General features: G+C 69.2%; 24 protein-coding genes. 20 read left to right on the top strand and 4 right to left on the bottom strand.

All coding sequences use genetic code 11. From position 1 onward, the window contains the following. Positions 1–3 precede the first annotated feature (3 nt). On the bottom strand, positions 4–1,482 hold the full coding sequence (locus P5P27_RS11055; RefSeq protein WP_278123974.1) for an HNH endonuclease signature motif containing protein: 1,479 nt from the start codon (positions 1,480–1,482) through the stop codon (positions 4–6). Positions 1,483–1,618: 136 nt separating this feature from the next. Continuing rightward, positions 1,619–2,044 (bottom strand): DUF1801 domain-containing protein, encoded by a 426-nt coding sequence (locus P5P27_RS11050; RefSeq protein ID WP_278123972.1) that lies wholly within the window; start codon positions 2,042–2,044, stop codon positions 1,619–1,621. 13 nt (positions 2,045–2,057) lie between these two features. Here P5P27_RS11050 and P5P27_RS11045 point away from each other — a divergent pair, with 13 nt between their 5' ends. The 20 genes from P5P27_RS11045 (at position 2,058) to P5P27_RS10950 (ending at position 20,015) form a co-directional block, all read left to right on the top strand. After that, positions 2,058–2,588 carry a GNAT family N-acetyltransferase gene (locus P5P27_RS11045; protein WP_278123971.1) on the top strand — a complete coding sequence of 177 codons (531 nt, stop codon included), beginning with the start codon at positions 2,058–2,060 and terminating at the stop codon, positions 2,586–2,588. Positions 2,589–2,703: 115 nt separating this feature from the next. Then, positions 2,704–4,026, top strand: coding sequence for a histidinol dehydrogenase (gene hisD, locus P5P27_RS11040; RefSeq protein WP_278123969.1), 1,323 nt, complete (start codon positions 2,704–2,706; stop codon positions 4,024–4,026). Beyond that, positions 4,023–5,144 carry a histidinol-phosphate transaminase gene (locus P5P27_RS11035; RefSeq protein WP_006895375.1) on the top strand — a complete coding sequence of 374 codons (1,122 nt, stop codon included), beginning with the start codon at positions 4,023–4,025 and terminating at the stop codon, positions 5,142–5,144. The genes hisD and P5P27_RS11035 overlap by 4 nt, the downstream gene beginning before the upstream one ends. Before the next feature lie 5 nt (positions 5,145–5,149). Continuing rightward, the gene (hisB, locus tag P5P27_RS11030; protein ID WP_045538827.1) at positions 5,150–5,794 is read left to right on the top strand and encodes an imidazoleglycerol-phosphate dehydratase HisB; all 645 of its coding nucleotides are present in this window, start codon (positions 5,150–5,152) and stop codon (positions 5,792–5,794) included. Continuing rightward, entirely contained in the window at positions 5,791–6,432 is a 642-nt protein-coding gene (gene hisH / locus P5P27_RS11025) for an imidazole glycerol phosphate synthase subunit HisH (protein WP_006895377.1), read from the top strand. Before hisB ends, hisH begins: the two co-directional genes overlap by 4 nt. Then, the gene (locus P5P27_RS11020; protein ID WP_006895378.1) at positions 6,433–6,708 is read left to right on the top strand and encodes a hypothetical protein; all 276 of its coding nucleotides are present in this window, start codon (positions 6,433–6,435) and stop codon (positions 6,706–6,708) included. Between the two features lie 145 nt (positions 6,709–6,853). Continuing rightward, positions 6,854–7,603: a bifunctional 1-(5-phosphoribosyl)-5-((5-phosphoribosylamino)methylideneamino)imidazole-4-carboxamide isomerase/phosphoribosylanthranilate isomerase PriA gene (gene priA / locus P5P27_RS11015; protein ID WP_222111388.1), complete on the top strand. Its 750-nt coding sequence runs from the start codon at positions 6,854–6,856 to the stop codon at positions 7,601–7,603. A gap of 7 nt (positions 7,604–7,610) precedes the next feature. Beyond that, positions 7,611–8,483, top strand: coding sequence for an inositol monophosphatase family protein (locus P5P27_RS11010; protein ID WP_278123967.1), 873 nt, complete (start codon positions 7,611–7,613; stop codon positions 8,481–8,483). After that, positions 8,480–9,253 (top strand): imidazole glycerol phosphate synthase subunit HisF, encoded by a 774-nt coding sequence (hisF, locus tag P5P27_RS11005; protein WP_045538819.1) that lies wholly within the window; start codon positions 8,480–8,482, stop codon positions 9,251–9,253. Before P5P27_RS11010 ends, hisF begins: the two co-directional genes overlap by 4 nt. Positions 9,254–9,293: 40 nt before the next feature. Next, on the top strand, positions 9,294–9,674 hold the full coding sequence (gene hisI, locus P5P27_RS11000) for a phosphoribosyl-AMP cyclohydrolase (protein WP_006895382.1): 381 nt from the start codon (positions 9,294–9,296) through the stop codon (positions 9,672–9,674). Between the two features lie 4 nt (positions 9,675–9,678). Continuing rightward, positions 9,679–9,858, top strand: a complete 180-nt coding sequence (locus P5P27_RS10995; protein ID WP_006895384.1) for a tautomerase family protein — start codon at positions 9,679–9,681, stop codon at positions 9,856–9,858. Between the two features lie 8 nt (positions 9,859–9,866). Beyond that, on the top strand, positions 9,867–11,429 hold the full coding sequence (locus P5P27_RS10990; RefSeq protein ID WP_278123961.1) for an anthranilate synthase component I: 1,563 nt from the start codon (positions 9,867–9,869) through the stop codon (positions 11,427–11,429). Next, entirely contained in the window at positions 11,426–12,157 is a 732-nt protein-coding gene (locus P5P27_RS10985) for a TIGR02234 family membrane protein (RefSeq protein WP_006895387.1), read from the top strand. Before P5P27_RS10990 ends, P5P27_RS10985 begins: the two co-directional genes overlap by 4 nt. Before the next feature lie 116 nt (positions 12,158–12,273). Next, positions 12,274–13,092 (top strand): indole-3-glycerol phosphate synthase TrpC, encoded by an 819-nt coding sequence (gene trpC, locus P5P27_RS10980; protein WP_006895389.1) that lies wholly within the window; start codon positions 12,274–12,276, stop codon positions 13,090–13,092. A 138-nt stretch (positions 13,093–13,230) separates the two neighbouring features. Then, positions 13,231–14,538 carry a tryptophan synthase subunit beta gene (trpB, locus tag P5P27_RS10975; RefSeq protein ID WP_260868701.1) on the top strand — a complete coding sequence of 436 codons (1,308 nt, stop codon included), beginning with the start codon at positions 13,231–13,233 and terminating at the stop codon, positions 14,536–14,538. Further along, on the top strand, positions 14,535–15,338 hold the full coding sequence (trpA, locus tag P5P27_RS10970) for a tryptophan synthase subunit alpha (RefSeq protein ID WP_278123957.1): 804 nt from the start codon (positions 14,535–14,537) through the stop codon (positions 15,336–15,338). Before trpB ends, trpA begins: the two co-directional genes overlap by 4 nt. Positions 15,339–15,416: 78 nt before the next feature. Continuing rightward, positions 15,417–17,021: a prolipoprotein diacylglyceryl transferase gene (gene lgt, locus P5P27_RS10965; protein WP_278123955.1), complete on the top strand. Its 1,605-nt coding sequence runs from the start codon at positions 15,417–15,419 to the stop codon at positions 17,019–17,021. 68 nt (positions 17,022–17,089) lie between these two features. Then, complete coding sequence (pyk, locus tag P5P27_RS10960) at positions 17,090–18,523, top strand: pyruvate kinase (protein ID WP_045538806.1); 1,434 nt, start codon at positions 17,090–17,092, stop codon at positions 18,521–18,523. A gap of 79 nt (positions 18,524–18,602) precedes the next feature. Next, positions 18,603–19,502 (top strand): acyl-CoA thioesterase, encoded by a 900-nt coding sequence (locus P5P27_RS10955; protein WP_045538805.1) that lies wholly within the window; start codon positions 18,603–18,605, stop codon positions 19,500–19,502. 9 nt (positions 19,503–19,511) lie between these two features. Continuing rightward, entirely contained in the window at positions 19,512–20,015 is a 504-nt protein-coding gene (locus P5P27_RS10950; RefSeq protein ID WP_045538804.1) for a hypothetical protein, read from the top strand. Here P5P27_RS10950 and P5P27_RS10945 read toward each other — a convergent pair. After that, positions 19,937–20,719 (bottom strand): copper homeostasis protein CutC, encoded by a 783-nt coding sequence (locus P5P27_RS10945; protein ID WP_278123951.1) that lies wholly within the window; start codon positions 20,717–20,719, stop codon positions 19,937–19,939. The genes P5P27_RS10950 and P5P27_RS10945 overlap by 79 nt on opposite strands. A gap of 31 nt (positions 20,720–20,750) precedes the next feature. Then, complete coding sequence (locus P5P27_RS10940; RefSeq protein ID WP_045536777.1) at positions 20,751–22,799, bottom strand: CocE/NonD family hydrolase; 2,049 nt, start codon at positions 22,797–22,799, stop codon at positions 20,751–20,753. Positions 22,800–22,935 lie beyond the last annotated feature (136 nt).

Raw genomic sequence — 22,935 nt, 5'->3', positions numbered from 1 at the left:
CGGTCAGGCGGCCAGGAGGGTGTCGAGGTAGTTCTCGATGCGAGATTCGCTGGGTTCGGGCGGTGGCTGGGGTTGGTGGTCCGGTAACAGTTCGGCGTGGTGGATCTGGTTGATCCGCCACCCGGGCGGTCTTGTCCCGCCGCGGCTGGTGTTGGGGGTGGGTCGCCAGGCGACTCTGCCGGCGTGGGGTCCGTCGATCAGGATCGTGGTCTGCCATTGGCCGGGGCGGGGGCCGACGGAGCGGTTGTGGCGCCCGCATGCGGCGCCGAGGTGGTCGATGTCGGTGGGTCCGCCGTCGGCCCAGTCCGGGAAATGATGGGCCTGCGTCCGGGAGAACGGGGCGTCGCAGCCGGGGGCGGTGCAGCCGCGGTCGCGGGCGAAGAGCATCAACCGCTGCGCCCGCGACGCCAGCCGGCGTCCTCGTCCGAGGTAGAGGGCTTGTCCGGTGTGGGCGGAGAAGACGGCCAGGTGCGGGGTTGAGGTGGCGGCGACTTCGATCAACTCCGCCACCGGCAGCCGGGTCCCGGTCGCGGTCAACGCGATCCCGGCCTGCTCGGCCAACTCGTGGTCGGTGACGGTGATGACCAGATCACCCGACCGCCGACCACCCCCAACACCAGTGCGGGAGGCGCGCAGCAGCGCATGCAGACCGTCGTGGGTGCGCTGCCCCGGCGTGCGAGTATCGCGCTCCACCGCGGCCGCCAGAGCGGCCGGGTCGGCCGATTCGACGGTCCCTGACGGGGAGTCGGGGTCGTCGGGGTTGTTCATTCCCGGCGCGGCCCACGACGGCAGTGCGGCTTCCATTTCCGCGCGCAGGGCCGGGGTGAGGTAGCCGCGGACTTTGCTCATCAGCCGCAGATCCTGGGGCAGGATCGTGAAGCCGCGCAGGCGTTTGCGGTCGCGTTCGTCGGTGACGGTCCCGTCCGGATCCAGATGCGCGAGCAGTCGGATGCCGGCGGTGCGGACACCGGCCGGACTCAACTCACGCGCGACCCACGCCAACTGCACCTCGGCGCGTGCCCGGGTCTGCGCGTCGACCGCGGTGGGGATCTTGTCCATGATGGCGTCGATTTCGCGGACGTGGTCGGCACCGATCGCACCCTCGCCCACCGCGACCGCGGTCGCCGGCAGTACCGGCGGGCGGGTTTGGCCTTGCAGGTCGGTGAACCGTCCGATCCCGGCGGCGCTGACGCGTCGGCGGCGGGCGGCACCGTCACCGAGCCGCAACCCCTGCGCCAAATACTGATGCACCGACAAATACCCGGCTTTGCGATACACGGCCCGGTCGGAGACCTCCACCAACACCGCGGCGTCGACACCGTCGAGACGACGATGCGTACGCTCGAGCGTCTCGACCGTCTGCAACAGGGTGTCTTCGGGGACCGCGGACAGTGGCAGGGACGCGAACTTGGTCGCCGCAGCCTCCAACAGGCGGGCGAGGGCGGCCGGGTCGTCCGGCAGCAGCACTTCTGACGTGTCCATCGAACCCACCCCCTTTCGACCTGCACAGTGTCTGAGAACACTTCTGGTGTGTTTCTATGTCCGAATCATACGGCCGACCTCCGACAAGAACAGTGAGAGAAGCCGCAGACCTGTCGGGGCAGCCCGTAGACGAGCGCTATCGGGTCGAACAGTCGTCGGCGTCCACGCTCTGGTTCGCGTGCCACCCGCGGGCGACCAACTCGCGCAATACCTCGGTATCGACGGCGTCGACACGCTTCACGTACAGACAGCCCTTGCCGGTGCTGTGCGGCCCCAATCGTGCGAGCAGATCGGAATTCGATCCGTCATAGGTGACGCCGTAGATCGTCAGCGCCTGTCGCCGGGCCGCGAGACCGACCGCGAAAGTCTCGTGCGACCGTCCGTCCGCGGTCTGATAGCGGTGGCGGCCGAAACCGACCATCGACCCCCACATCACCGGCTCGGTACCGGTCACCTCCCGAAACAGGCGGACCACGAGCCGGGCGTCGTCCCGCCGCCGCTGGTCCGTGACAGCAGCGAGATACGCATCCACCGAGTCGTCACCGGGGGCCGTCTTCGTCATGGGTCGAGCCTAGATGTCCGTACGTTCGGGCATCATCGGTGGAATGACGCCGACCGTGTACGCCTCGACCGCCTCCGAACTGGACCCGATCACGTTCTACGGTCTGCTGCGACTGCGCGAGGAGGTCTTCGTCGTCGAACAGGACTGCGCCTACCACGAGTTGGACGGCCGGGATGTGGAGCCCACCACTCTCCACCTCTGGTGCGCGGACCCCGCGGACGGAAGTCCGGTCGCCACTGTGCGCGTGCTGCTGGACCGACTTCCCGACGGCGAGACCCGGCACCGGATCGGCCGGGCCTGCGTGCGGCCCGAACTCCGAGGCACCGGGCTGATGCGGGCCCTCCTGGATCGGGCCGTCGCCTACATCGCCGACCGCCCGAGTGTTCTCGACGCTCAGGCCCACCTCGCGGGCCTGTATTCACGGTGGGGATACGTCCCCGACGGACCGGAGTTCGTCGAGGACGGGATTCCGCACGTGCCGATGCAGCGCGACCCCGCGCGGCGGCCGGGCCCGACGAGAAGTTCGACCGCCGAACGGGCCTGAATCGCATGCGGAGTGTTCAGTCGCCTTCGGCTCCGAGGCCGGTGCGCAAACGGTTTGCATCGACCGCATATCCTGGACAGTGCCCTCAAGTCCTCGAAAGCGGAGTGGAGAACACATGCTCACCCGAACCGACCTGCGAGGCAGCACCCCGACGCTGAGCCAACTGCGTCGTGCGCTGCCGCGCGGCGGAACCGACGTCAACGCCGTGCTGCCCACGGTCACTCCTGTCGTCGAAGCGGTCGCTGAGCATGGTGCCACCGCGGCCCTCGACTACACCGAGAAGTTCGACAGGGTCCGCCCGGCGTCAGTTCGCGTCCCGGCGGAGGTGATCGCCAAGGCGCGGGCCGACCTCGACGGCGCGGTCGCCGATGCCCTGGAGGAGTCGATCCGTCGCGCTCGCCTGGTGCACGCAGACCAGCGACGCCAGACCTCGGTCACCCAGGTAGTGCCCGGCGGATCCGTCGCTGAGAAGTGGATCCCGGTGCGCCGCGTGGGTCTGTACGTTCCCGGAGGCAACGCCGTCTATCCGTCCAGCGTGATCATGAACGTGGTCCCGGCTCAGGAGGCGGGTGTCGGCTCACTCGTCGTCGCGTCTCCCGCCCAGGCCGACTTCGGCGGATGGCCGCACCCGACCATCCTCGCCGCGTGCGCCCTGCTCGGGGTCGACGAGGTGTGGGCCGTCGGCGGTGCGCAGGGCATCGCGCTTCTGGCCTACGGCGGTGACGACACCGACGGCCGCGTCCTGGACCCGGTCGATCTCATCACCGGTCCCGGCAACATCTACGTCACCGCGGCCAAGCGCCTCGTGCGCGGCGTGGTCGGCATCGACTCCGAGGCCGGTCCCACCGAGATCGCGATTCTGGCCGACGACTCCGCCGATCCCGCGGTCGTCGCCTCCGATCTCATCAGCCAGGCCGAGCACGACGTCCTCGCAGCGGCGGTGCTCGTCACCGACAGCGAGGCGCTCGCCGATGCGGTCGACGAGGCCGTGGAACTCGCGGCGACGGCCACGAAGCACTCCGAGCGCGTCAAGACCGCGCTGGCCGGTCCGCAGTCCGGGGTGGTCCTGGTGGACGACGTCGACGCCGGGCTGGCTGTCGTCGACGCGTACGCGGCCGAGCACCTGGAGATCCAGACGCGTGACGCGCAGGCCGTGGCCGACAGAGTGACCAGCGCCGGCGCGATCTTCGTCGGTACCTATTCGCCGGTGAGCCTCGGTGATTACAGCGCGGGCTCCAACCACGTTCTGCCGACGTCCGGCTCGGCCAAGTACGCCTCCGGCCTGTCGGTGCAGACGTTCCTGCGCGGAGTGCATGTGATCGACTACGACCGCGACGCGCTCGCGGAGATCGCCGACCGCGTCGTGACGCTGGCGAACGCCGAAGACCTTCCCGCGCACGGCGAGGCGGTCCAGGCCAGGTTCGGGGGAGCACGGTGACCGGTCCGGGCCGGTCCGTCGGTCTCGCCGACCTCCCGTTGCGCGACTCGCTGCGCGGGAAGTCGCCGTACGGAGCACCGCAGCTTCAGGTTCCGGTGGTGCTGAACACCAACGAGAATCCGCACCCGCCGAGCCGTGCGCTGATCGACGACGTCGCGAAGGCGGTCGCGGCTGCGGCCGAGGATCTGCACCGATACCCGGATCGGGATGCGGTGGGTCTGCGTTCGGACCTCGCCGCGTACCTCAGCGCGGCCACGGGCGTGGAACTGTCGGTCGACAACGTGTGGGCGGCCAACGGCTCCAACGAGATCCTCCAGCAGATCCTGCAGGCCTTCGGTGGGCCCGGGCGCACGGCGATGGGCTTCGTGCCGTCGTACTCGATGCACCCGATCATCGCCGACGGCACGCAGACGCAGTGGGTCCCCGCCCATCGCGCGGACGACTTCTCTCTGGACGTGGAGCAGGCCGTCGCAGCGATCGCCGAGCACCGGCCCGACATCGTCTTCGTGACCTCGCCGAACAATCCGACCGGCGGGAGCGTCGCGATCGCCGATCTGCGGCGTCTCCTCGACGCGGCCCCCGGCATAGTGATCGTCGACGAGGCCTACGGCGAGTTCTCGTCGCAGCCGAGCGCGGTCTCGCTGATCGACGAGTTCGGCAGCAAGCTGATCGTGTCGCGGACCATGAGCAAGGCGTTCGCCTTCGCGGGAGGCCGGCTCGGCTATCTGGCCGCGGCGCCGGCCATGATCGAGGCGCTGCTTCTGGTGCGCTTGCCGTACCACCTGTCGGTGCTGACGCAGGCCGCCGCGCGGGCGGCCCTGCAGCACTCGTCGGAAACGCTCGGTGCGGTCGCCGCGATCGCCGCCGAACGCGACCGCGTGGCCGCCGCGCTCACGGGTATGGGATACGCGGTGACGCCGTCGGATGCGAACTTCATCCTCTTCGGCGAGTTCGCGGACGCTCCCGCCACCTGGCAGCGCTACCTCGACCGCGGTGTCCTGATCAGGGATGTCGGCATCCCCGGGCACCTGCGTGCGACCATTGGACTACCAGCCGAGAACGACGCCTTCCTGGCCGTCAGCGCGGAACTGGCCGATACCGACCGAAAGCAGCAGTAGCAGCAGTGACAACAGCGCAGCACGAACCCCGGATCGCCCGCGTCGAGCGCACCACGCGCGAGTCGTCGATCACCGTCGAGATCAATCTCGACGGCACCGGCAGGACCGACATCGACACCTCGGTGCCGTTCTTCGACCACATGCTCACCGCGTTCGGTGCGCACGGCAGCTTCGACCTCACCGTGCACGCGAAGGGCGATATCGAGATCGAGGCGCATCACACGGTGGAGGACACCTGCATCGTGCTGGGACAGGCCATCGGGCAGGCTCTCGGCGACAAGAAGGGCATCCGCCGGTTCGGCGACGCCTGGATCCCGATGGATGAGACGCTCGCCCAGGCCGTCGTGGACGTCTCGGGCCGACCGTACTGCGTGCACACCGGCGAACCCGATCACATGCTGACCGCCGTGATCGGCGGCTATTCCGGCGGCGACAAGCCGGTCGTGTCGTACGCGACCGTCCTCAACCGTCATGCGTTCGAATCGATCGCGCTCAACGCCCGCATCGCCCTGCACGTCCGCGTGCTGTACGGCCGCGACCAGCACCACATCACCGAGGCCGAGTTCAAGGCCGTCGCGCGAGCACTGCGCGAGGCCGTCGAACCGGATCCGCGGACCTCGGGCATCCCGTCGACGAAGGGCGCCCTGTGAGTTCACCGCGCGTTGCGCTCCTCGACTACGGTTCGGGCAACCTGCGCTCGGCGCAGCGAGCGCTGGAGCGAGCCGGAGCGCAGGTCGAGATCACGTCCGACTTCGAGACCGCGATCGGTGCCGACGGACTGGTGGTGCCCGGCGTCGGTGCGTTCGCAGCCTGCATGGCCGGGTTGAAGGCGGTCCGGGGCGATCGGATCATCGGACGCCGGCTGGCGGGCGGGCGGCCGGTGCTCGGAATCTGCGTGGGGATGCAGATCCTGTTCAGTCACGGCGTCGAGTTCGGCGTCGACACGCAGGGCTGCGGCGAGTGGCCGGGTTCGGTGACCAGACTGCCGGCGGAGGTGCTTCCGCACATGGGCTGGAACACCGTCGACGCACCGGACGACTCGGTGCTCTTCGACGGCATCGACGACGACGCACGCTTCTACTTCGTTCACTCCTACGCCGCGCAGACGTGGGAGATGGATTCGGCGGGTTCGCCGATTCAGACGCCGAAACTCACCTGGTCCGAGCACGGTGGACGGTTCCTGTCCGCGGTCGAGAACGGTCCGCTCTCGGCCACGCAGTTCCATCCCGAGAAGTCCGGTGACGTCGGCGCCGAGCTGCTGCGGAATTGGATCGGGGGGATCGCGTAAGTGAAAGAGACAAGCGAAGCGGCACAGCAGTTCTCGTTCGCGAGACTGGTGTTCTATTCGCTCGGTGCGGGCGTGCTGGTGCTCGCGGTGATGCTGCCGATCGTGCTGTCGCTGGCGCGACCGTACCCGACCGCCGCGCTGTGCGTCGCCCTCGCCGCCATCGTGCTGATGGTGGTCGCGATCGCCCTCGTCTCGCGCCGGATGCTGGCCGGCGTGCAGCGGGAGATCGATGCCCGCCGGGCGGAATTGGAACGCAGGCGAACACAGGAGAAGTGACCGGCTCCGGCGGCACCGGACGGTGGACGCTCGCGCCCGGACACCCGCGACACGGCGCCTCCACAGCACCCCCCACAAACATGTCGACCCCGCGACACGACAACGTGCGGCCAGCACCGTACACACCGAAAGCGAAACTGAACTGATGGGCATCCTCGAACTCCTCCCGGCCGTCGACGTGGTCGACGGTCAGGCGGTTCGCCTGGTCAAGGGCGAGGCCGGATCGGAGACCTCCTACGGCTCACCGCGCGACGCTGCGCTGGCCTGGCAGCGGGACGGCGCCCAGTGGCTGCATCTCGTCGATCTCGACGCGGCGTTCGGCCGCGGCGACAACCGTGAGCTGCTCGCCCAGGTGGCCGCCGAAGTGGACGTGAAGGTGGAGCTGTCCGGCGGCATCCGCGACGACGCCTCGCTCGCCGCCGCGCTGGCGACCGGATGCACGCGGGTCAATCTCGGCACCGCCGCCATCGAGAACCCCGCCTGGTGCGCACGCGCGATCGCCGAGTACGGAGACAAGATCGCCGTGGGACTCGACGTGACGCGCAACGGCTCCTCGTACACGGTGCGCGGCCGCGGCTGGGTCACCGAGGGCGGCGACCTGTGGGAGACCCTGGAGCGCCTGAACAACGACGGTTGCGCGCGGTACGTCGTCACCGACGTCAGCAAGGACGGCACGCTGAGCGGACCCAATCTGGAACTGCTGGAACAGGTGGCCCGCGCCACCGACTCGCCCGTCGTGGCCTCGGGCGGCATCTCGCAGATCGACGACCTGCTCGCGATCGCCGAGCTGACCGCACTGGGCGTGGAGGGCGCCATCGTCGGCAAGGCCCTGTACGCGGGCCGATTCACACTGCGCGAGGCGCTCGACGCCGTCGCGGGTGCCGGGAGCCGGTGAACCGGCCGTGACCGATGCCGTCGACGCGCGCGACTACCCGCAGCTGCTGGCTGCCGGGGAGTCGGTGCTCGACGAGGTCACCGGGCTGTTCGTCGAAGGGCTGGGCTCGCCGGGCACGCACGCGAAGGGCCGCGGCGACTTCGCCACCGACGTCGATCTCGCGCTGGAGCGCAGCATCGCCGAGAAGCTCGAGCGACGGACGGGCATCGAGGTCCACGGCGAGGAGTTCGGCGGCCCGGCCCCCGACGACGGCGCGATGTGGATTCTCGATCCGATCGACGGGACCTTCAACTATTCGGTGGGGATGCCGATCGCCGCGATGCTGCTGGCGCTCGCCGTCGACGGTGTGCCGGTGCTCGGGCTCACCCGACTCCCGCTGGTCGGCCAGCGCTTCGCCGGTCATATCGGCGGTCCGCTGATCATCGACGGGGAGGCGGCCGAGCCCGTGCCCGACAGCCCGCTGGAATCGGCCGTCATCGGCTTCGGGTCGTTCAACGCGCGAGCGCGCGGCGAGGTCCCGGGCGCCGCGCGCGCTGAGTTGCAGCGCCGCCTCAGCTACCGTGCCGGCCGGCTGCGGATGACCGGCTCCACCGGCACCGACATCGCGTATGCGGCGGCCGGCGTGTTCGGCGGCGCGGTGTCGTTCAGCGCGAAGGCGTGGGACAACGCGGCCGGCGCGGCGCTGATGCGCGCCGCGGGAGGCGTCGTGACCGACCTCGCGGGCGACCCGTGGACCGTCCAGTCCACGTCACTCGTCGCGGGCAATCGCCTGCTTCATGGACAATTGCTCGAGGTGATCGGCGAGGCGATGCCGGATCAGTTCGCCGACCGGGACCTCGGCAGTCGAGAACGAACCAACAGCAAGGAGACTCACCCGTGAGCGTGGCAGTCCGCGTCATCCCGTGTCTGGACGTCGACGACGGGCGAGTGGTGAAGGGCGTCAATTTCGAGAATCTGCGTGATGCCGGGGACCCGGTGGAACTCGCGGAGCGCTACGACGCCGAGGGCGCTGACGAGTTGACCTTCCTCGACGTCACGGCGTCCAGTGCGGGCCGCGGCACCATGCTCGACGTGGTGCGGCGCACCGCCGACGCGATCTTCATCCCGCTGACCGTCGGCGGCGGCATCCGCACCGTCGACGACGTCGACACCATGCTGCGTGCGGGCGCCGACAAGGTGAGCGTCAACACGGCCGCCATCGCACGGCCCGACGTGCTGAGCGAGATGAGCCGGAGGTTCGGTTCTCAGTGCATCGTGCTGTCGGTGGACGCGCGGACGGTGCCCGAGGGCGGCGAGGCGACGCCGTCTGGTTGGGAGGTCACCACTCACGGCGGTCGCCGGGGCACCGGCATCGACGCCGTCGAATGGGCTCGCCGCGGGCAGGAACTCGGCGTCGGTGAGATCCTGCTGAACTCGATGGACGCCGACGGCACCAAGGCCGGATTCGATATCGCGATGATCCGGGCCGTGCGCGACGCGGTCACCATCCCCATCATCGCCAGCGGCGGTGCGGGCAAGGTCGCCGACTTCGCACCGGCTGTCGAAGCCGGCGCGGACGCCGTTCTGGCCGCTTCGGTGTTCCATTTCGGCGACATGACGATCGGCGAAGTCAAGGACGCGATGCGCGCCGAGCACATCGTGGTGCGCTGAGACCGTCACCGGCCGCACACGTTCGAGAAGAGGGAGAATCATGGCGCTGCCCGCAGAGCTCGCAGCCACGTTGAAGCGAAACGACGACGGTCTGTTCGCCGCGATCGCGCAGGAACGGTCCACCGGCATCGTCTTGATGATGGCCTGGATGGACGACGAAGCCCTGGAGCGGACGCTCGCGACCCGCAAGGCCACCTACTACTCGCGGTCCCGCGGGGAGTACTGGGTCAAGGGCGAGACCAGCGGGCACACCCAGTACGTCCACGACATCCGGATCGACTGCGACGGCGACACCCTGCTGCTGACCGTCGACCAGACGGGTGCGGCCTGCCATACCGGCAACCACAGTTGTTTCGACACCGAGCCGCTGGAGTTCGGGGTGCCTGCCGAACCCGCGCGAACCGACGACCAGGAACGGTGACGCGATGCCGCTGATTCAGATATCCCAGACGCCGGGTCTCTCCGACCGCGTGAAGCGCGAGACGATCGCCGCGGTCACCGAGGCGTACGCCAAAGCGACGGGCAAGAATCCCGACTCGGTGTGGGTGACGATCACCGAAGTGCCGCGCCAGCACTGGGGCGTCGGCGGAGAGCCGCTGGGGTGACGGGCACGATGAGCACCGCAGACAACTCCGCGAGCACGACCCCGCTCGCCACCTTCCTCGATCTGGCGCGCGACCACCGAGTGGTCCCGGTGACCCGCAAGGTCCTCGCCGACTCCGAGACACCGCTGTCGGCGTTCCGGAAGCTGGCAGCCGAGCCGGGGGCCGGCGGCGGTCTCCGCGAAGGCACCTTCCTGCTCGAATCCGCGCCGAACGGCGCCTCGTGGTCGCGCTGGTCGTTCATCGGCGCGGGCACCCGTTCGGCCCTGACCGTCGCCGACGGGCAGGCGCACTGGTGGGGCGACGTCCCCGCGGGAGCTCCGGTGGGCGGCGATCCGGTTGCGGCGCTCGACGAGTCGTTGCGGCTGCTGCAGACCGATCCGCTCGACGGGATGCCGCCGCTGACCGGCGGCTTCGTCGGCTTCATGGCCTACGACTTCGTGCGCCGCCTGGAGCGGCTTCCGGAACAGACGGTCGACGACCTGCGGCTCCCCGACATGTTCTGGCTGCTGGTGGCCGATCTCGCCGCCTTCGACCACCACGAGGGCACGATCACCCTGATCGCGAACGCCGTGAACTGGGACGGCAGCGACGAGCGCGCCGAAGAGGCCTACCACGACGCCGTCGCGCGGCTGGATGCGATGACCCGGGCGCTGGCCGCCCCGGCTCCCTCCACCGTCTCGACCTTCGACAGGCCCGCGCCCGACTACCGCTCGCAGCGCACGCTGGACGACTACCGCGAGATCGTCGAGGGTCTGGTCGGACAGATCGAGGCGGGTGAGGCGTTCCAGGTGGTGCCGTCGATGCGCTTCGAGATCGACACCGACGCCGATCCGCTCGACGTGTACCGCGTCCTGCGCGCGTCGAATCCGAGCCCGTACATGTACCTGCTTCGGATGCCGGGCGTCGACCGGGAGCCGTTCACGATCGTCGGATCCTCGCCCGAGGCACTGGTCACCGTCACCGATCGGGTGGCCACCACACACCCGATCGCGGGCACGCGCTGGCGCGGTGCCACCGAGGCGGAGGACCAGTTGCTCGCGAAGGGCCTGCTCGAGGACGAGAAGGAGAACTCCGAGCATCTGATGCTGGTCGACCTGGGCCGCAACGATCTGGGCCGGGTATGCGAGCCGGGCACCGTCCGCGTCACGGACTACCGCCGAGTGGAGCGCTACAGCCACGTGATGCACCTGGTGTCCACGGTCTCCGGAACTCTTCGCGACGACAAGCAGGCGCTCGATGCGGTGACCGCCTGCTTCCCGGCGGGAACCCTCACCGGGGCGCCGAAGGTCCGGGCGATGGAATTGATCGAGGCCAACGAGATCACCCGCCGCGGACTGTACGGGGGCGTCGTCGGATATCTCGATTTCGCAGGCAACGCCGACACCGCGATCGCGATCCGGACGGCACTGATGTCCGGCCGCACCGCCTACGTCCAGGCCGGCGGCGGAGTCGTCGCCGACAGCGACGCCGAGTACGAGTTCAACGAGGCGCGCAACAAGGCGTCGGCGGTGCTCGCCGCAGTAGCCGCCGCCGGCACCATGCGCCCGGTGGCGGGGGAGGAGACCCCATGAGCAATCCGCAGACCCCCGAGCAGCAGACCCCCGAGGAGCCGGCCACGGCTGCGCGGCCCGTCAACCGGCGGTGGCAGGCGATCGCCTCGGTGCTGATCCTGCTGGCCGCACTCGGCCTCTGGGCTGCGTCCCGGATGCAGTGGGCCACGATCCTCGTGGCACCGGATCTGGGACCGGCCCGCGAGTTCACGGTGCACGGCTCGGACTGGAGTCCATGGCTCACACCGGTGGCGATCGCGATGGCCGCCGCCGTCATCGCGCAGTTCGCGTTGCGCGGCTGGGCCCTGCGCATCGTCGCGATCCTGGTGGCGATCGGCGGCGGCGTCGCCGTCATTCCGGCCATCTCCCTGCTCACCGAGGGCGAGGACAATCTCTACATCGTGCAGATGGTCGACGTCCCGGCGCGAGCCGTGGTGGACGGCATTCCCACCGAGTCCACCCCCGGATACCTGGTGATCGCCTCGGCGATCTGTGCGGTGCTCGGCGCGGTAGCGATGGCCCGAACGGCCAACCAGGGCGGGATGTCGTCGAAGTACTCGGCGCCCGCCGCCCGCCGCGACGAACTCGAACGGCAGATCTTCACCGAGCGCGAGCGGGCCGCGGCAGCGGGCGAACCAGCCGCTCCCGCGCCCAACGAGCGATTGCTGTGGGACTCGCTCGACGAGGGGATCGATCCCACCGACGACCCGGCGGATCACTCCGCCGACGACGCCGGTCCCACCCGCTGAGGGCCGGGGGTCGAGGGCCTGTTCGCGACGTGGATCACGGGTGAAGCGACCCCAGCCTCCCGGTCTCCCGCGGTGGTGCTTACTCTTGATGCACGCAGTGAAAGGGGCCGATAGTCGTGAGCAACCAGTCAGTGCTCGATTCGATCATCGAGGGAGTCAAGGCTGACGTCGCCGCGCGCGAATCGGTCCTCGATCTCGCCGCAGTCAAGAAGGCCGCGGCAGCGGCGCCGGCGCCGCGAGATGCGATGGCGGCGCTGAGTCAGACCGATATCGCGGTCATCGCCGAAGTGAAGCGGTCGAGTCCCTCCAAGGGCCGGCTCGCGAACATCCCCGACCCGGCCGATCTGGCGAAGGCGTACGAGGACGGCGGCGCTCGCATCGTCAGCGTCCTCACCGAGGAACGCCGCTTCGGCGGGTCGCTCGCCGACCTCGACGCGGTGCGTGCGGCGATCGACATCCCGATCCTCCGCAAGGACTTCATCGTCGGGCCGTATCAGATCCACGAGGCGCGCGCACACGGAGCGGACGTCATCCTGCTGATCGTCGCCGCCTTGGAGCAGCAGGTCCTCGCCTCGCTTCTCGACCGCACGGAGTCGCTGGGCATGACGGCCCTCGTCGAGGTGCACACCGAGGAGGAGGCCGACCGCGCGCTGGAGGCCGGGGCCAAGGTCGTCGGAGTCAACGCCCGCAACCTGAAGACTCTGGAAGTGGACCGCGACTGCTTCGCGCGCATCGCCCCCGGGCTGCCGTCGAGCACCATCAAGGTGGCCGAGTCCGGCGTGCGCGGGCCCGCGGACCTGCTGGCTTACGCAGGGGCCGGCGCTGACGCGATCCTGGTCGGCGAAGGCGTCGTGACCAGTGGCGATCCGCGGCTCGCGGTGGCCGACCTGGTGACGGCGGGCTCGCACCCGTCGTGCCCCAAACCGTCGCGCTGACGGCCGGCGAACAGCACTGACGACCCCGTCCCCGCTGTTCTCGGCGGGGCTCGGGGCGAGCGGTAAATCCAGTTGCCGCCGGGATCGAACGATGAGGATACTGAAGACGTGACAGACAATCCCGAAGCCGCCCAGCGCATGTCGACTGGCACGGCGTTCCCCAAGGCCAGCGACGGCGTCTCCGACGTCCACCCGATCGGCCCCGACGATCGAGGCCACTGGGGCGACTTCGGCGGACGCCACGTCCCCGAGGCGCTGATGGCGGTGATCGAGGAGGTCACCGCGACCTACGAGAAGCTGCGCGTCGACACCGACTTCCTCAACGAACTCGACCGGCTGCAACGCGACTACACCGGTCGTCCGTCACCGCTGTACGAGGCCGAGCGGCTGCGTGAGGACGCGGGCGGCGCACGTCTGTTCCTCAAGCGGGAGGATCTGAACCACACCGGCTCGCACAAGATCAACAACGTCCTCGGCCAGGCGCTCCTGGCGAAGAAGATGGGCAAGACCCGCGTCATCGCCGAGACCGGCGCCGGCCAGCACGGAGTGGCGACAGCGACGGCCTGCGCCCTGCTCGGCCTGGAATGCCTGGTCTACATGGGACGCGTCGACACCGAGCGGCAGGGACTCAACGTCGCCCGCATGCGTCTTCTCGGCGCCACCGTGGTCGCCGTCGAGACCGGTTCGGCGACGCTGAAGGACGCGATCAACGAGGCGTTGCGCGACTGGGTGACCAATGCCGACACCACGTACTACTGCTTCGGCACGGCCGCCGGCCCGCATCCGTTCCCGATGATCGTCCGCGACCTCCAGCGGATCATCGGCCTGGAGTCGCGGGTGCAGATCCTTGAGAAGATCGGGCGCCTGCCCGACGCGGTCACCGCCTGCGTCGGCGGTGGATCGAACGCGATCGGCATGTTCCATCCGTTCATCGACGACGAGGGCGTCCGCATGGTCGGATTCGAGGCCGGCGGCGACGGCGTCGAGACCGGACGGCACGCCGCGACCTTCGCGGGCGGATCTCCCGGCGCCTTCCAGGGCGCCTACTCGTACCTCCTGCAGGACGAGGACGGGCAGACCATCGAGTCCCACTCCATCTCGGCGGGACTCGACTACCCCGGCGTCGGGCCGGAGCACGCGCATCTGCAGCAGATCGGACGGGCCGAGTACCGGCCGATCAACGACGATGAGGCCATGGAGGCGCTCGCACTGCTCTCGCGCAAAGAGGGCATCATCCCGGCCATCGAGTCTGCCCACGCCGTCGCCGGTGCTCTCCGCCTCGGCCGGGAACTCGGTGAAGGCGCGGTCATCATCGTGAGCCTCTCGGGCCGCGGCGACAAGGACGTGGAGACAGCGGCCCGCTGGTTCGATCTCTTCGAGAAGCCGCCGTCGGAGACCGAGTACGCCGCCCGCCTCGCCGCAGCCGCAAAGGAGAACGCTCGATGAGCAAGCCTGCCCCCGACTCCCGGCTGGGAGCCACGTTCGCGGCGTGCAAGGCGGACAACCGTCCGGCGCTGATCGGCTACACGCCGGTCGGCTACCCGACCGTGGCCGACTCGTTGACGACGTTGCGGACCATGGTCGAGGCCGGATGCGACATCGTGGAGATCGGCATTCCGTACTCCGACCCGGTCATGGACGGCCCGACCGTCGCGCAGGCGGCACAGATGGCACTGGAGAACGGCTGCCGTGTCCGCGACGTCTTCGCCGCCGCCGAGGCCGTCGCCTCGGCCGGCGCACAGCCCGTGGTCATGACTTACTGGAACCTGGTCCTCAAGTACGGCGTCGACGCCTTCGCCCGCGATCTCGCCGCTGCGGGCGGTGTCGGACTGATCACGCCGAACCTCATCCCCGACGAGGGGGCCGAATGGCACGCGGCGTCGGACGCACACGATCTCGACCGGATCTACCTGGTGGCGCCGTCGTCCACTCCCGAGCGTCTGGCGATGACGCTCGACAACTGCCGCGGCTTCGTCTACGCGGCCTCGACCATGGGCGTCACCGGCGCACGCGACACGGTCTCCAATGCGGCGCCCGAACTGTGCGCGCGGGTCCGCGAGTACTCCGACATCCCGATCGGTGTCGGACTCGGCGTCCGCGACGGCGATCAGGCAGCGGAGATCGGGGCCTACGCCGACGGCGTGATCGTCGGCTCGGCGATCGTCGCGGCCGTGGAGAAGGGCCAGGACGCCGTCGCCGCAGTGGTGTCGGATCTGGCCGCGGGCGTCCGCCGCGCCCGAAGCTGACCGACTCGGAGCGCGTCCACGGGCGTCGAGCCCAGGCGGTCACAGACGGTGAGACGGTTGCACGATACTGTGGCACCCGTGACTGACGGAACCGTCCTCGCTTACATTCCGAGCCCGCCGCAGGGGGTGTGGTACCTCGGCCCCGTACCGATCCGCGCTTACGCCCTGTTCATCATCGTCGGCATCGTCGTCGCGGTCTGGTGGGGCAGTCGCCGCTGGCGGGCCCGCGGCGGTCAGCCCGGTGAGGTGGTCGACGTCGCACTGTGGGCGGTGCCCTTCGGGCTGATCGGCGGCCGGCTGTATCACGTGCTCACCGACTGGAGCACGTATTTCGGCGCCGGAGGCAAAGGCCTCGGTGCCGTCTTCCGCATCTGGGACGGCGGCCTCGGCATCTGGGGCGCGGTCGCGCTCGGCGCTGTCGGTGCATGGCTCGGAGCCCGGACCATGGGTATCAGGCTTCCACCGTTCGGGGACGCGATCGCGCCGGCGATCCTGCTGGCGCAGGCCATCGGCCGACTCGGCAACTACTTCAACCAGGAGCTGTTCGGTCGGCCCACCACCGTGCCGTGGGGCCTGGAGATCTACGACCGCTCCGACTCCAGCGGAGTGATCTCGTACAAGCTGATCGACGGCGTCTCCACCGGGAACGTGTACGCGGTGGTGCACCCGACCTTCCTGTACGAACTCCTGTGGAATGTCTTCTTCGTGGTCGTGCTGGTGCTCGTCGACCGGCGGTTCCGCATCGGGCACGGCCGACTCTTCGCGCTGTACGTCGCGGGCTACTGCGTCGGCCGGTTCGTCGTCGAGCTGATGCGCGACGACTACGCCACGCACATCTTCGGCGTCCGCGTGAACGTCTTCACCGCGGCGATCGTGTTCCTGTGCGCGGCCCTCTACTTCGTCATGGCGCCCAAGGGCCGCGAGCAGGGTCTGTCGATGTACTGGCCGCGCAAGGCGGAGGAACTCGCGGCCGAGGGCGCCGTCGGATACGTGCCGCCCGAGATGGACGACGAGGCGGCCGAGGCGGCCGACGAGGATCGGGCGGTCTACGACGGCGAGACGCTCCATGACGAGGCCGTCGACGACGAGACGCTCTATGACGATCAGGCGGTCTACGAGAACGAGGTGGTCGACGAGGGCCCGGCGGACTATGACGCCGAGGCCGGGACTCACGACGAGGCCGCATCGGAGGTTCCGGAGGCCGCTGAACCGGAGTTCGAGGTGGCGGCCACCTCCGACGCTCTCTTCGCTCCGGAGGCGGACTCCGCGGAGGCTGCTGTCGGCGCGGACGAGACCGATGAGACCGAGACCGATGCCGCCGAGACCGATGCCGCCGGGTCCCAGCCGGAGGGCACGGTGGTCCCGGGCGTCGAACCGTCGATCGCCGAATCGACTGTGGAGCAGGGGTACACGATCGTTCCCGCGGACGACGAGGAGCTCTCGGGCATCACGATCATCGAGCAGAATCCGGGCGGTTCGGCGGGGTCCATCGAGATCCGCCGCAGTGACGACGCACCCGAGCCCGACGCACCCGAGGCCCGCGGGGTCACTGAGGCCCCCGAGGCGCCCGAAGAGGTCGATCAGACCGCCGATGACACAGCCGACGAGACCGTCGAGACCGACGGGGAACGACCGGCCGAAGGCGACGAACGGAGCGGTCCCGACACCTCGAAGGACAAGTGAGTCGGTCGTCACCGGTGTCCGGCTGAGACCGAGGCGACACGCTGTGGCGCGACCGCTAGCCTTAAGGGGTGACTCGTCGAACAAAAATCGTCTGTACCCTCGGCCCCGCCACCAATACCCTCGAACGCATCACCGAACTCGTCGAGTGCGGCATGGATGTCGCCCGACTGAACTTCAGCCACGGCGCGCACGCCGACCACCGCAGCGTCTACGACAACGTTCGCGGAGCGAGCCTCGCCACCGGTAAGCCCGTCGGCATCCTGGCGGATCTGCAGGGCCCCAAGATCCGGCTCGGCAAGTTCGCCGACAACGGCCGGCCCAACGGCGCCGTGGACTGGAACGACGGCGAGCAGGTGCGGATCACCGTCGACGACGTGATCGGCGACCACGATCGGGTGTCGACCACGTACTCCCAGCTCGCCCAGGACGCCGAGCCGGGAGACCGTCTGCTGGTGGACGACGGGAAGGTCGGCCTGGTGGTCGACCGGGTCGACGGGAACGACGTCGTGTGCACCGTCACCGAGGGCGGCACCGTCAGTAACAACAAGGGCCTGTCGATGCCGGGCATGAAGATCTCGGTGCCCGCCCTGTCGGAGAAGGACATCGCCGATCTGGAGTTCGCCCTGGAACTCGGCGTCGACCTGATCGCCCTGTCCTTCGTGCGCAGCCCCGCTGACATCGAGTTGGTGCGCGAGGTCATGGACCGCGTCGGCCGTCGCGTTCCAGTGGTCGCCAAGCTGGAGAAGCCCGAAGCCATCGAGAACCTCGAGGCCGTGGTGCTGGCGTTCGACGCGATCATGGTCGCCCGCGGCGACCTGGGCGTCGAGATGCCGCTGGAGGAGGTGCCTCTGGTGCAGAAGCGGGCCATCCAGATGGCGCGTGAGAACGCGAAGCCGGTGATCGTCGCGACGCAGATGCTCGACTCGATGATCGAGAACTCCCGGCCCACGCGTGCCGAGGCCTCGGATGTGGCCAATGCCGTGCTGGACGGCGCGGACGCCGTGATGCTCTCCGGCGAGACCTCGGTCGGCAAGTACCCCTTCGAGACGGTGCGCACCATGAGCCGCATCGTGTCGGCGGTCGAAGGCGGCACGCGCGACGTCCCGCCGCTCAAGCACGTCCCGCGCACCCGCCGCGGCATCGTGACCTACGCGGCTCGCGACATCGCGGAGCGACTCAACGCCACCGCCATCATCGCTTTCACCGAGTCGGGTGACACCGTCCGCCGGGTGGCGCGACTGCACTCGCGGGTTCCGCTGATCGCGTTCACCGCGACCGAGGCCACGCACAATCAGATGGCGGTCAGCTGGGGCGTCGACTCGTACCTCGTGCCGCGGATGCAGCACACCGACGACATGATCGACCAGGTCGACGACGTCCTCACCGAGAACGGGCGGCTCAAGAAGGGCGACACGGTCGTCATCATCGCCGGAGCTCCGGCTTCGGTGATCGGGTCGACCAACTTCGTCCACGTCCATCGCATCGGCGAGCAGGACCACTGATCCGCGACCAGCGGTGCGGCGCCGCCCGTCGAGTCGACGGGGCGGCGGGCGGCCCGCATTGCTGGCATAGGGTTGTGGCATGACCAACCCGAACACCGACGCTGCGGCGACGACGTCCGCCGATCTGGCCGAGCTGCTCGAACTCCTCGATCTGGAGCGCGTCGACGACGACCTGTTCATCGGGCAGCACGGCGATCAAGTGATGGCCCGCACCTTCGGCGGGCAGTTGCTCGGGCAGGGCGTGGTGGCGGCCGGCCGGACCCTGGTGAAGGGTGCGCCGCCGGTCCACGCACTGCATGCGCACTTCATCCGCGGTGGCGACGTCACCGAGCCGATCGAGTATCACGTCGACCGTTACCGCGACGGACGGGCCTTCGCGAACCGGCAGGTGACTGCCAAGCAGGGTGACGAGGTGGTCTTCACGATGCTGGTGGCCTTCCAGGACAACTCCGCGGGTCTCGAGCACGCCGTGGAGATCCCCGAAGTGCCGTATCCGGAGGAGTTGCCGCCGCTCGACGAGCATTTCAAGGGGTACGAAGAGACCATCGAGGCGTTCGTGAACGCACTGCACCCGGTGGACATCCGGTTCGCCAACGATCCGGCCTGGGTGATGAAGGGGACCGGCGAGAAGCTGACCCACAACCGCGCCTGGATGAAGGCCGACGGTGTGCTGCCGGACGATCCGCTCATGCATGTCGCGACGATGGCGTACTCGTCGGACACCACGGTCCTCGACTCGATCATCACCACCCACGGACTGTCGTGGGGACACGACCGGCTGTTCGCGGCGACCGTCAACCATTCGATGTGGTTCCATCACGACTTCCGGTTCGACGAGTGGATGCTGTACGCGACGGAGTCCCCGGTCGCGGCCGGCTCGCGCGGGCTGGGCTCGGGCCGATTCTTCAAGCGCGACGGCACGCTCGCGACCTCTGTGGTGCAGGAGGCGCTCATCAAGTACTTCCCGCCGCGCGACTGAGGCCCGAGAATGACCGAGAGCATCCCGAATCCGGAGCCCGCCCTTCCGTCCGGCGGGCAGGCTCCGTCCGAATTGCGCTTCTTCCTGCCGCCGGGCCCGCCGCTGTCGCCCAAACGGTGGCAGCGCCGATGGAAGATCGGCATCCGCGTGGGCAGCGCCGTCGCCGCAGTGGTGCTGATCGCCTTCGCCGCACTCGCCATCGGCTCGGGCGTGGTGTCGAGTTCGCGCTACACCGCCACCGGTGCCGTCGAGGTGGACTGCACCACGCGGAACATGCCGCGGCTCCCCGCCGTGGGCTTCGGCTCCCTCGTGCAGATCTTCGATGCTCAGTCGGGCGAACGCTACGGCCAGTCGACGCTCGACCGATTCCGCGCACTCCCGAGCGGTATCTGCCTTGCCGGATTCGAGATCCGCGACGTCCGGGTCGCCTCGCTCTACACGGTCGAGATCGGGAGGCTGTACCGCACTCTCGTGTCGGAGGAGGCACTCAAGGACGGTGCGCTGCTCTCGTAGCCGCTCGCACCAGACCGGCGTCGGTCATCTCCAGATCCGACGCGGCACCTCCACCCGGGCCGGCGACGCCCCGATCCCGCACCGAGCGTTTCGCGGACAGGTGCACCGCGTGCACGCCGGTGCCCCGGATGGCAGGGATGGCCTCCGCCGTGACGCCCCCCGCCCGCCATCACTTCGACACCGGTGTCGGCGGCCACGAGCGCACGCAGCACATCGAGTCCGTCGCCGGCGCGAGCAGCACCTCCCGAGGTGAGGACGCGATCGACGCCGAGACCGGCGAGCACGGTGAGGGCGGCGATCGGATCGGCGGCGGCGTCGATGGCGCGGTGGAAAGTCACGTCGATGCGCCGGCCGGCCCGCTGCTCGGCGTCACGCGCCGCCGCGAGGAGTCGTCCGGTCGCGCCGGCGTCGACCGTCCCGTCGGCGTGCAGCGCGCCGATCACGACGCCTCGCGCACCGAGCCGGACGGCGAGCCGGACGGCTGCGGCCACGTCGGCCGCGAGGACATCGACTTCGGCGTCCGAGTAGACGAATCCTCCCGGCCGGGTGCGGATCAGGGCGTGCACGTCGATCCCGACCGCACACACCGCGTCGAGAAGTCCCGCGGACGGCGTCAGTCCGCCGGTGACTCCCAGCGCCGTGCACAGTTCGACGCGATCGGCGCCGTTCGCCCGTGCCGTCGCGGCGCCCTCGGCATCCTGCACCGCGATCTCCACTGCCGGCCGCACGGCGAGCTCAGCCGAGGGGACGCGAGAGCGGGACGTTGACCCAGCTGGGCTTCGCCGGATCGATCTCGATGTACTGCGGCCGCAGCTGCGACGACCACAGACCCGGGCCGAGCGGCAGCGACTTCGGGAAGTTGAGCGAGTAGAGGTCCACCCGCAGTCGATCTCCGGGCTTCAGCGCGGCCTGCGTCGCCGACATCGGGATGTCGACGTCGAGGATCTGGCCCGGCCGGACCTTGGCGTAGTGGTCGAGCGAGAGGTACAGGACCGGGTCGGTGAGGTCTCCGTTCGGTGCGTATCCGCTTCGGCTCGGGTCCACCGCGCGCAACGACACCATCAGCTGTCCCATGGACACCACGCGTGACCGGCCGTCGGGGGAGACGACGTTGAGCGTCGCGTGCCAGTAGCCGTCGGGCGCGTTCAGCCGTTGCCGCAGATGGACGACGGGGGTGCCGCTGATCCGGGTCAGAGCGGTCGCGGGCCGGCCGGTGAAGGTCTGCGCCGCCGTCTCCGAGAGCCGGGTGTCGTTGCCGCAGAAGTCGAACAGTGCGGTCACGCCGGCGGTCGACTGAGCGGAGTCGCGGTCGCAGAGTGTCGAGAGTCCGGGCTTGACCTCGCGCGTGGCGCGCTTCGCGGGCCTGCTCGCACTGAGTGACCCGTCGCCTGCGACCGGTGTGTTCACCGAATGCGACGGTGTGCCGCGCAGGTATTGGCGCTGGTACGTGTGTCCGGGCAGCGGGAACGACGGGCCCTGCAGGAACCCGCCGTTCGGTTCCGACGCCAAGGTGGCCTGGGGGTACCGGTCGATGCCGTTGTCGATGCCCTTGAGCCACTTGTCGTACCAGGCTCGCGCGAGGACGTCGAGGCGCGGTGGGTATCCGGGCCGGCCGAAGTTCGAACTCGACGTCACGTGGTAGCCGTCGTCCATGATGAGCTTCTTCTTCGCATCCGGCAGTTGCGAGAGGCCCCGGAGCATCCGGGATTCGGAGTTGGTGAACAGGTCGTTCCACCCGCCGATCGTGAAGGAGGGCGTCGTGATCGCGCCGACATCCGTGTACAGCGAGTCGCGCCGAGCTGTACCGGCCGTCATCATGCTGCGCGTCTGGGGGCTGAAGCCGTTGACGTCACGCGTCACGAGCGCGTCGATCAGCAGGTCGAAGTACGTCAGCGGGTCCTTGACGCGGTCGGCGAGCCACTTCCAGTCGAAGGTTCCGTTCAGCATCGAGGCGATGTTGGGAATCATCTTGGTCCCGTTCACGATCGCCAGCCAGAAGCTCAGGAATCCGACGCCCAGACCGCCGCCGGGCGCGATGATGTCACGCACCAGATCCGCACCGGGGACGACGGGGAAGATCGCGCCCAGCTTGCCCGGCGCGTCGGCGGCGGCCTGCAACTGGTTGATCCCCGAGTACGAGACCCCGGCCATGCCGGTCTTCCCGTTCGACCATCGCTGCTTGGACGCCCAGTCCAGCACCTCGACGGTGTCGCGGCGCTCGCGATCGCCGAAGACCTGCCAGGTGCCCTGCGAGAAGCCGGTGCCGCGCACGTCTACGACGAGCATGTTGTAGCCGCTCTTGATGAGCTTGGGATCGTACGAGAAGGTCTGGATCAGGCCGCCGCGCAGCGCGCCGACCAGTTCGTTGTATCCCGACAGCACCGTGCCCTGGAGATTGATCCCGTTCAGCAGGTCGATCAGCTGCGGGGCCAGGACCGGATAGTTCATCACCTCGCTCGCGAGCGCCGACACCATCTTGGTGTAGGGCGTCATGTTGACGATGGTCGGCAGCTTCTCTCGCACCGGCGCGCCGGACCGGTCCGTGGGACGGATCAGGTTGCCCCGCAGCACCGTCCCGTCCGACATGCGGATCGGCACGTCCGGGGTCACTCGGTACCCCGAGTACTTCTGGGGGCCGTCCTGCGTGCGTGTCCATCGGGCGCCGAGCGTCCCGAAGACCGCGGCGTCCGACGGGCCGGTGCCTATCGGCAGCGCCACCAGCGGCAGGGCGATGAGCAGTGCGAGGGCAGCGGTCACGATCCGGCCGCGTAGTGATGACTTCACCTGGTGTTTCCTCCCCGAGCAAGCAGAGTCGAACCGGACACGCCTTCATCGTTCTGTGACCTGACTCTCAGGTAACAATAAGTCGGAGGTGAAGGAAAGGGAAGAGTCGTGTGGGGCGCGTCGCCCGCCACCGCGC

It is taken from the genome of Gordonia sihwensis (assembly GCF_029632925.1).
GTDB classification, from domain to species: domain Bacteria; phylum Actinomycetota; class Actinomycetes; order Mycobacteriales; family Mycobacteriaceae; genus Gordonia; species Gordonia sihwensis.
The sequence above is the reverse complement of the archived record's forward strand: the minus strand, read 5'-3'. Positions and strand labels throughout refer to the sequence as shown.

Coding starts and splice junctions, on each gene's coding strand:
- P5P27_RS10950 (WP_045538804.1), top strand. CDS start 19,512: ATGACCGAGAGCATCCCGAATCCGGAGCCCGCCCTTCCGTCCGGCGGG.
- P5P27_RS11050 (WP_278123972.1), bottom strand. CDS start 2,044: ATGACGAAGACGGCCCCCGGTGACGACTCGGTGGATGCGTATCTCGCT.
- trpA (WP_278123957.1), top strand. CDS start 14,535: ATGAGCAAGCCTGCCCCCGACTCCCGGCTGGGAGCCACGTTCGCGGCG.
- P5P27_RS11045 (WP_278123971.1), top strand. CDS start 2,058: ATGTCCGTACGTTCGGGCATCATCGGTGGAATGACGCCGACCGTGTAC.
- priA (WP_222111388.1), top strand. CDS start 6,854: ATGGGCATCCTCGAACTCCTCCCGGCCGTCGACGTGGTCGACGGTCAG.
- P5P27_RS10995 (WP_006895384.1), top strand. CDS start 9,679: ATGCCGCTGATTCAGATATCCCAGACGCCGGGTCTCTCCGACCGCGTG.
- P5P27_RS11055 (WP_278123974.1), bottom strand. CDS start 1,482: ATGGACACGTCAGAAGTGCTGCTGCCGGACGACCCGGCCGCCCTCGCC.
- hisI (WP_006895382.1), top strand. CDS start 9,294: ATGGCGCTGCCCGCAGAGCTCGCAGCCACGTTGAAGCGAAACGACGAC.
- P5P27_RS10955 (WP_045538805.1), top strand. CDS start 18,603: ATGACCAACCCGAACACCGACGCTGCGGCGACGACGTCCGCCGATCTG.
- P5P27_RS10985 (WP_006895387.1), top strand. CDS start 11,426: ATGAGCAATCCGCAGACCCCCGAGCAGCAGACCCCCGAGGAGCCGGCC.
- hisD (WP_278123969.1), top strand. CDS start 2,704: ATGCTCACCCGAACCGACCTGCGAGGCAGCACCCCGACGCTGAGCCAA.
- trpB (WP_260868701.1), top strand. CDS start 13,231: ATGTCGACTGGCACGGCGTTCCCCAAGGCCAGCGACGGCGTCTCCGAC.
- P5P27_RS10990 (WP_278123961.1), top strand. CDS start 9,867: ATGAGCACCGCAGACAACTCCGCGAGCACGACCCCGCTCGCCACCTTC.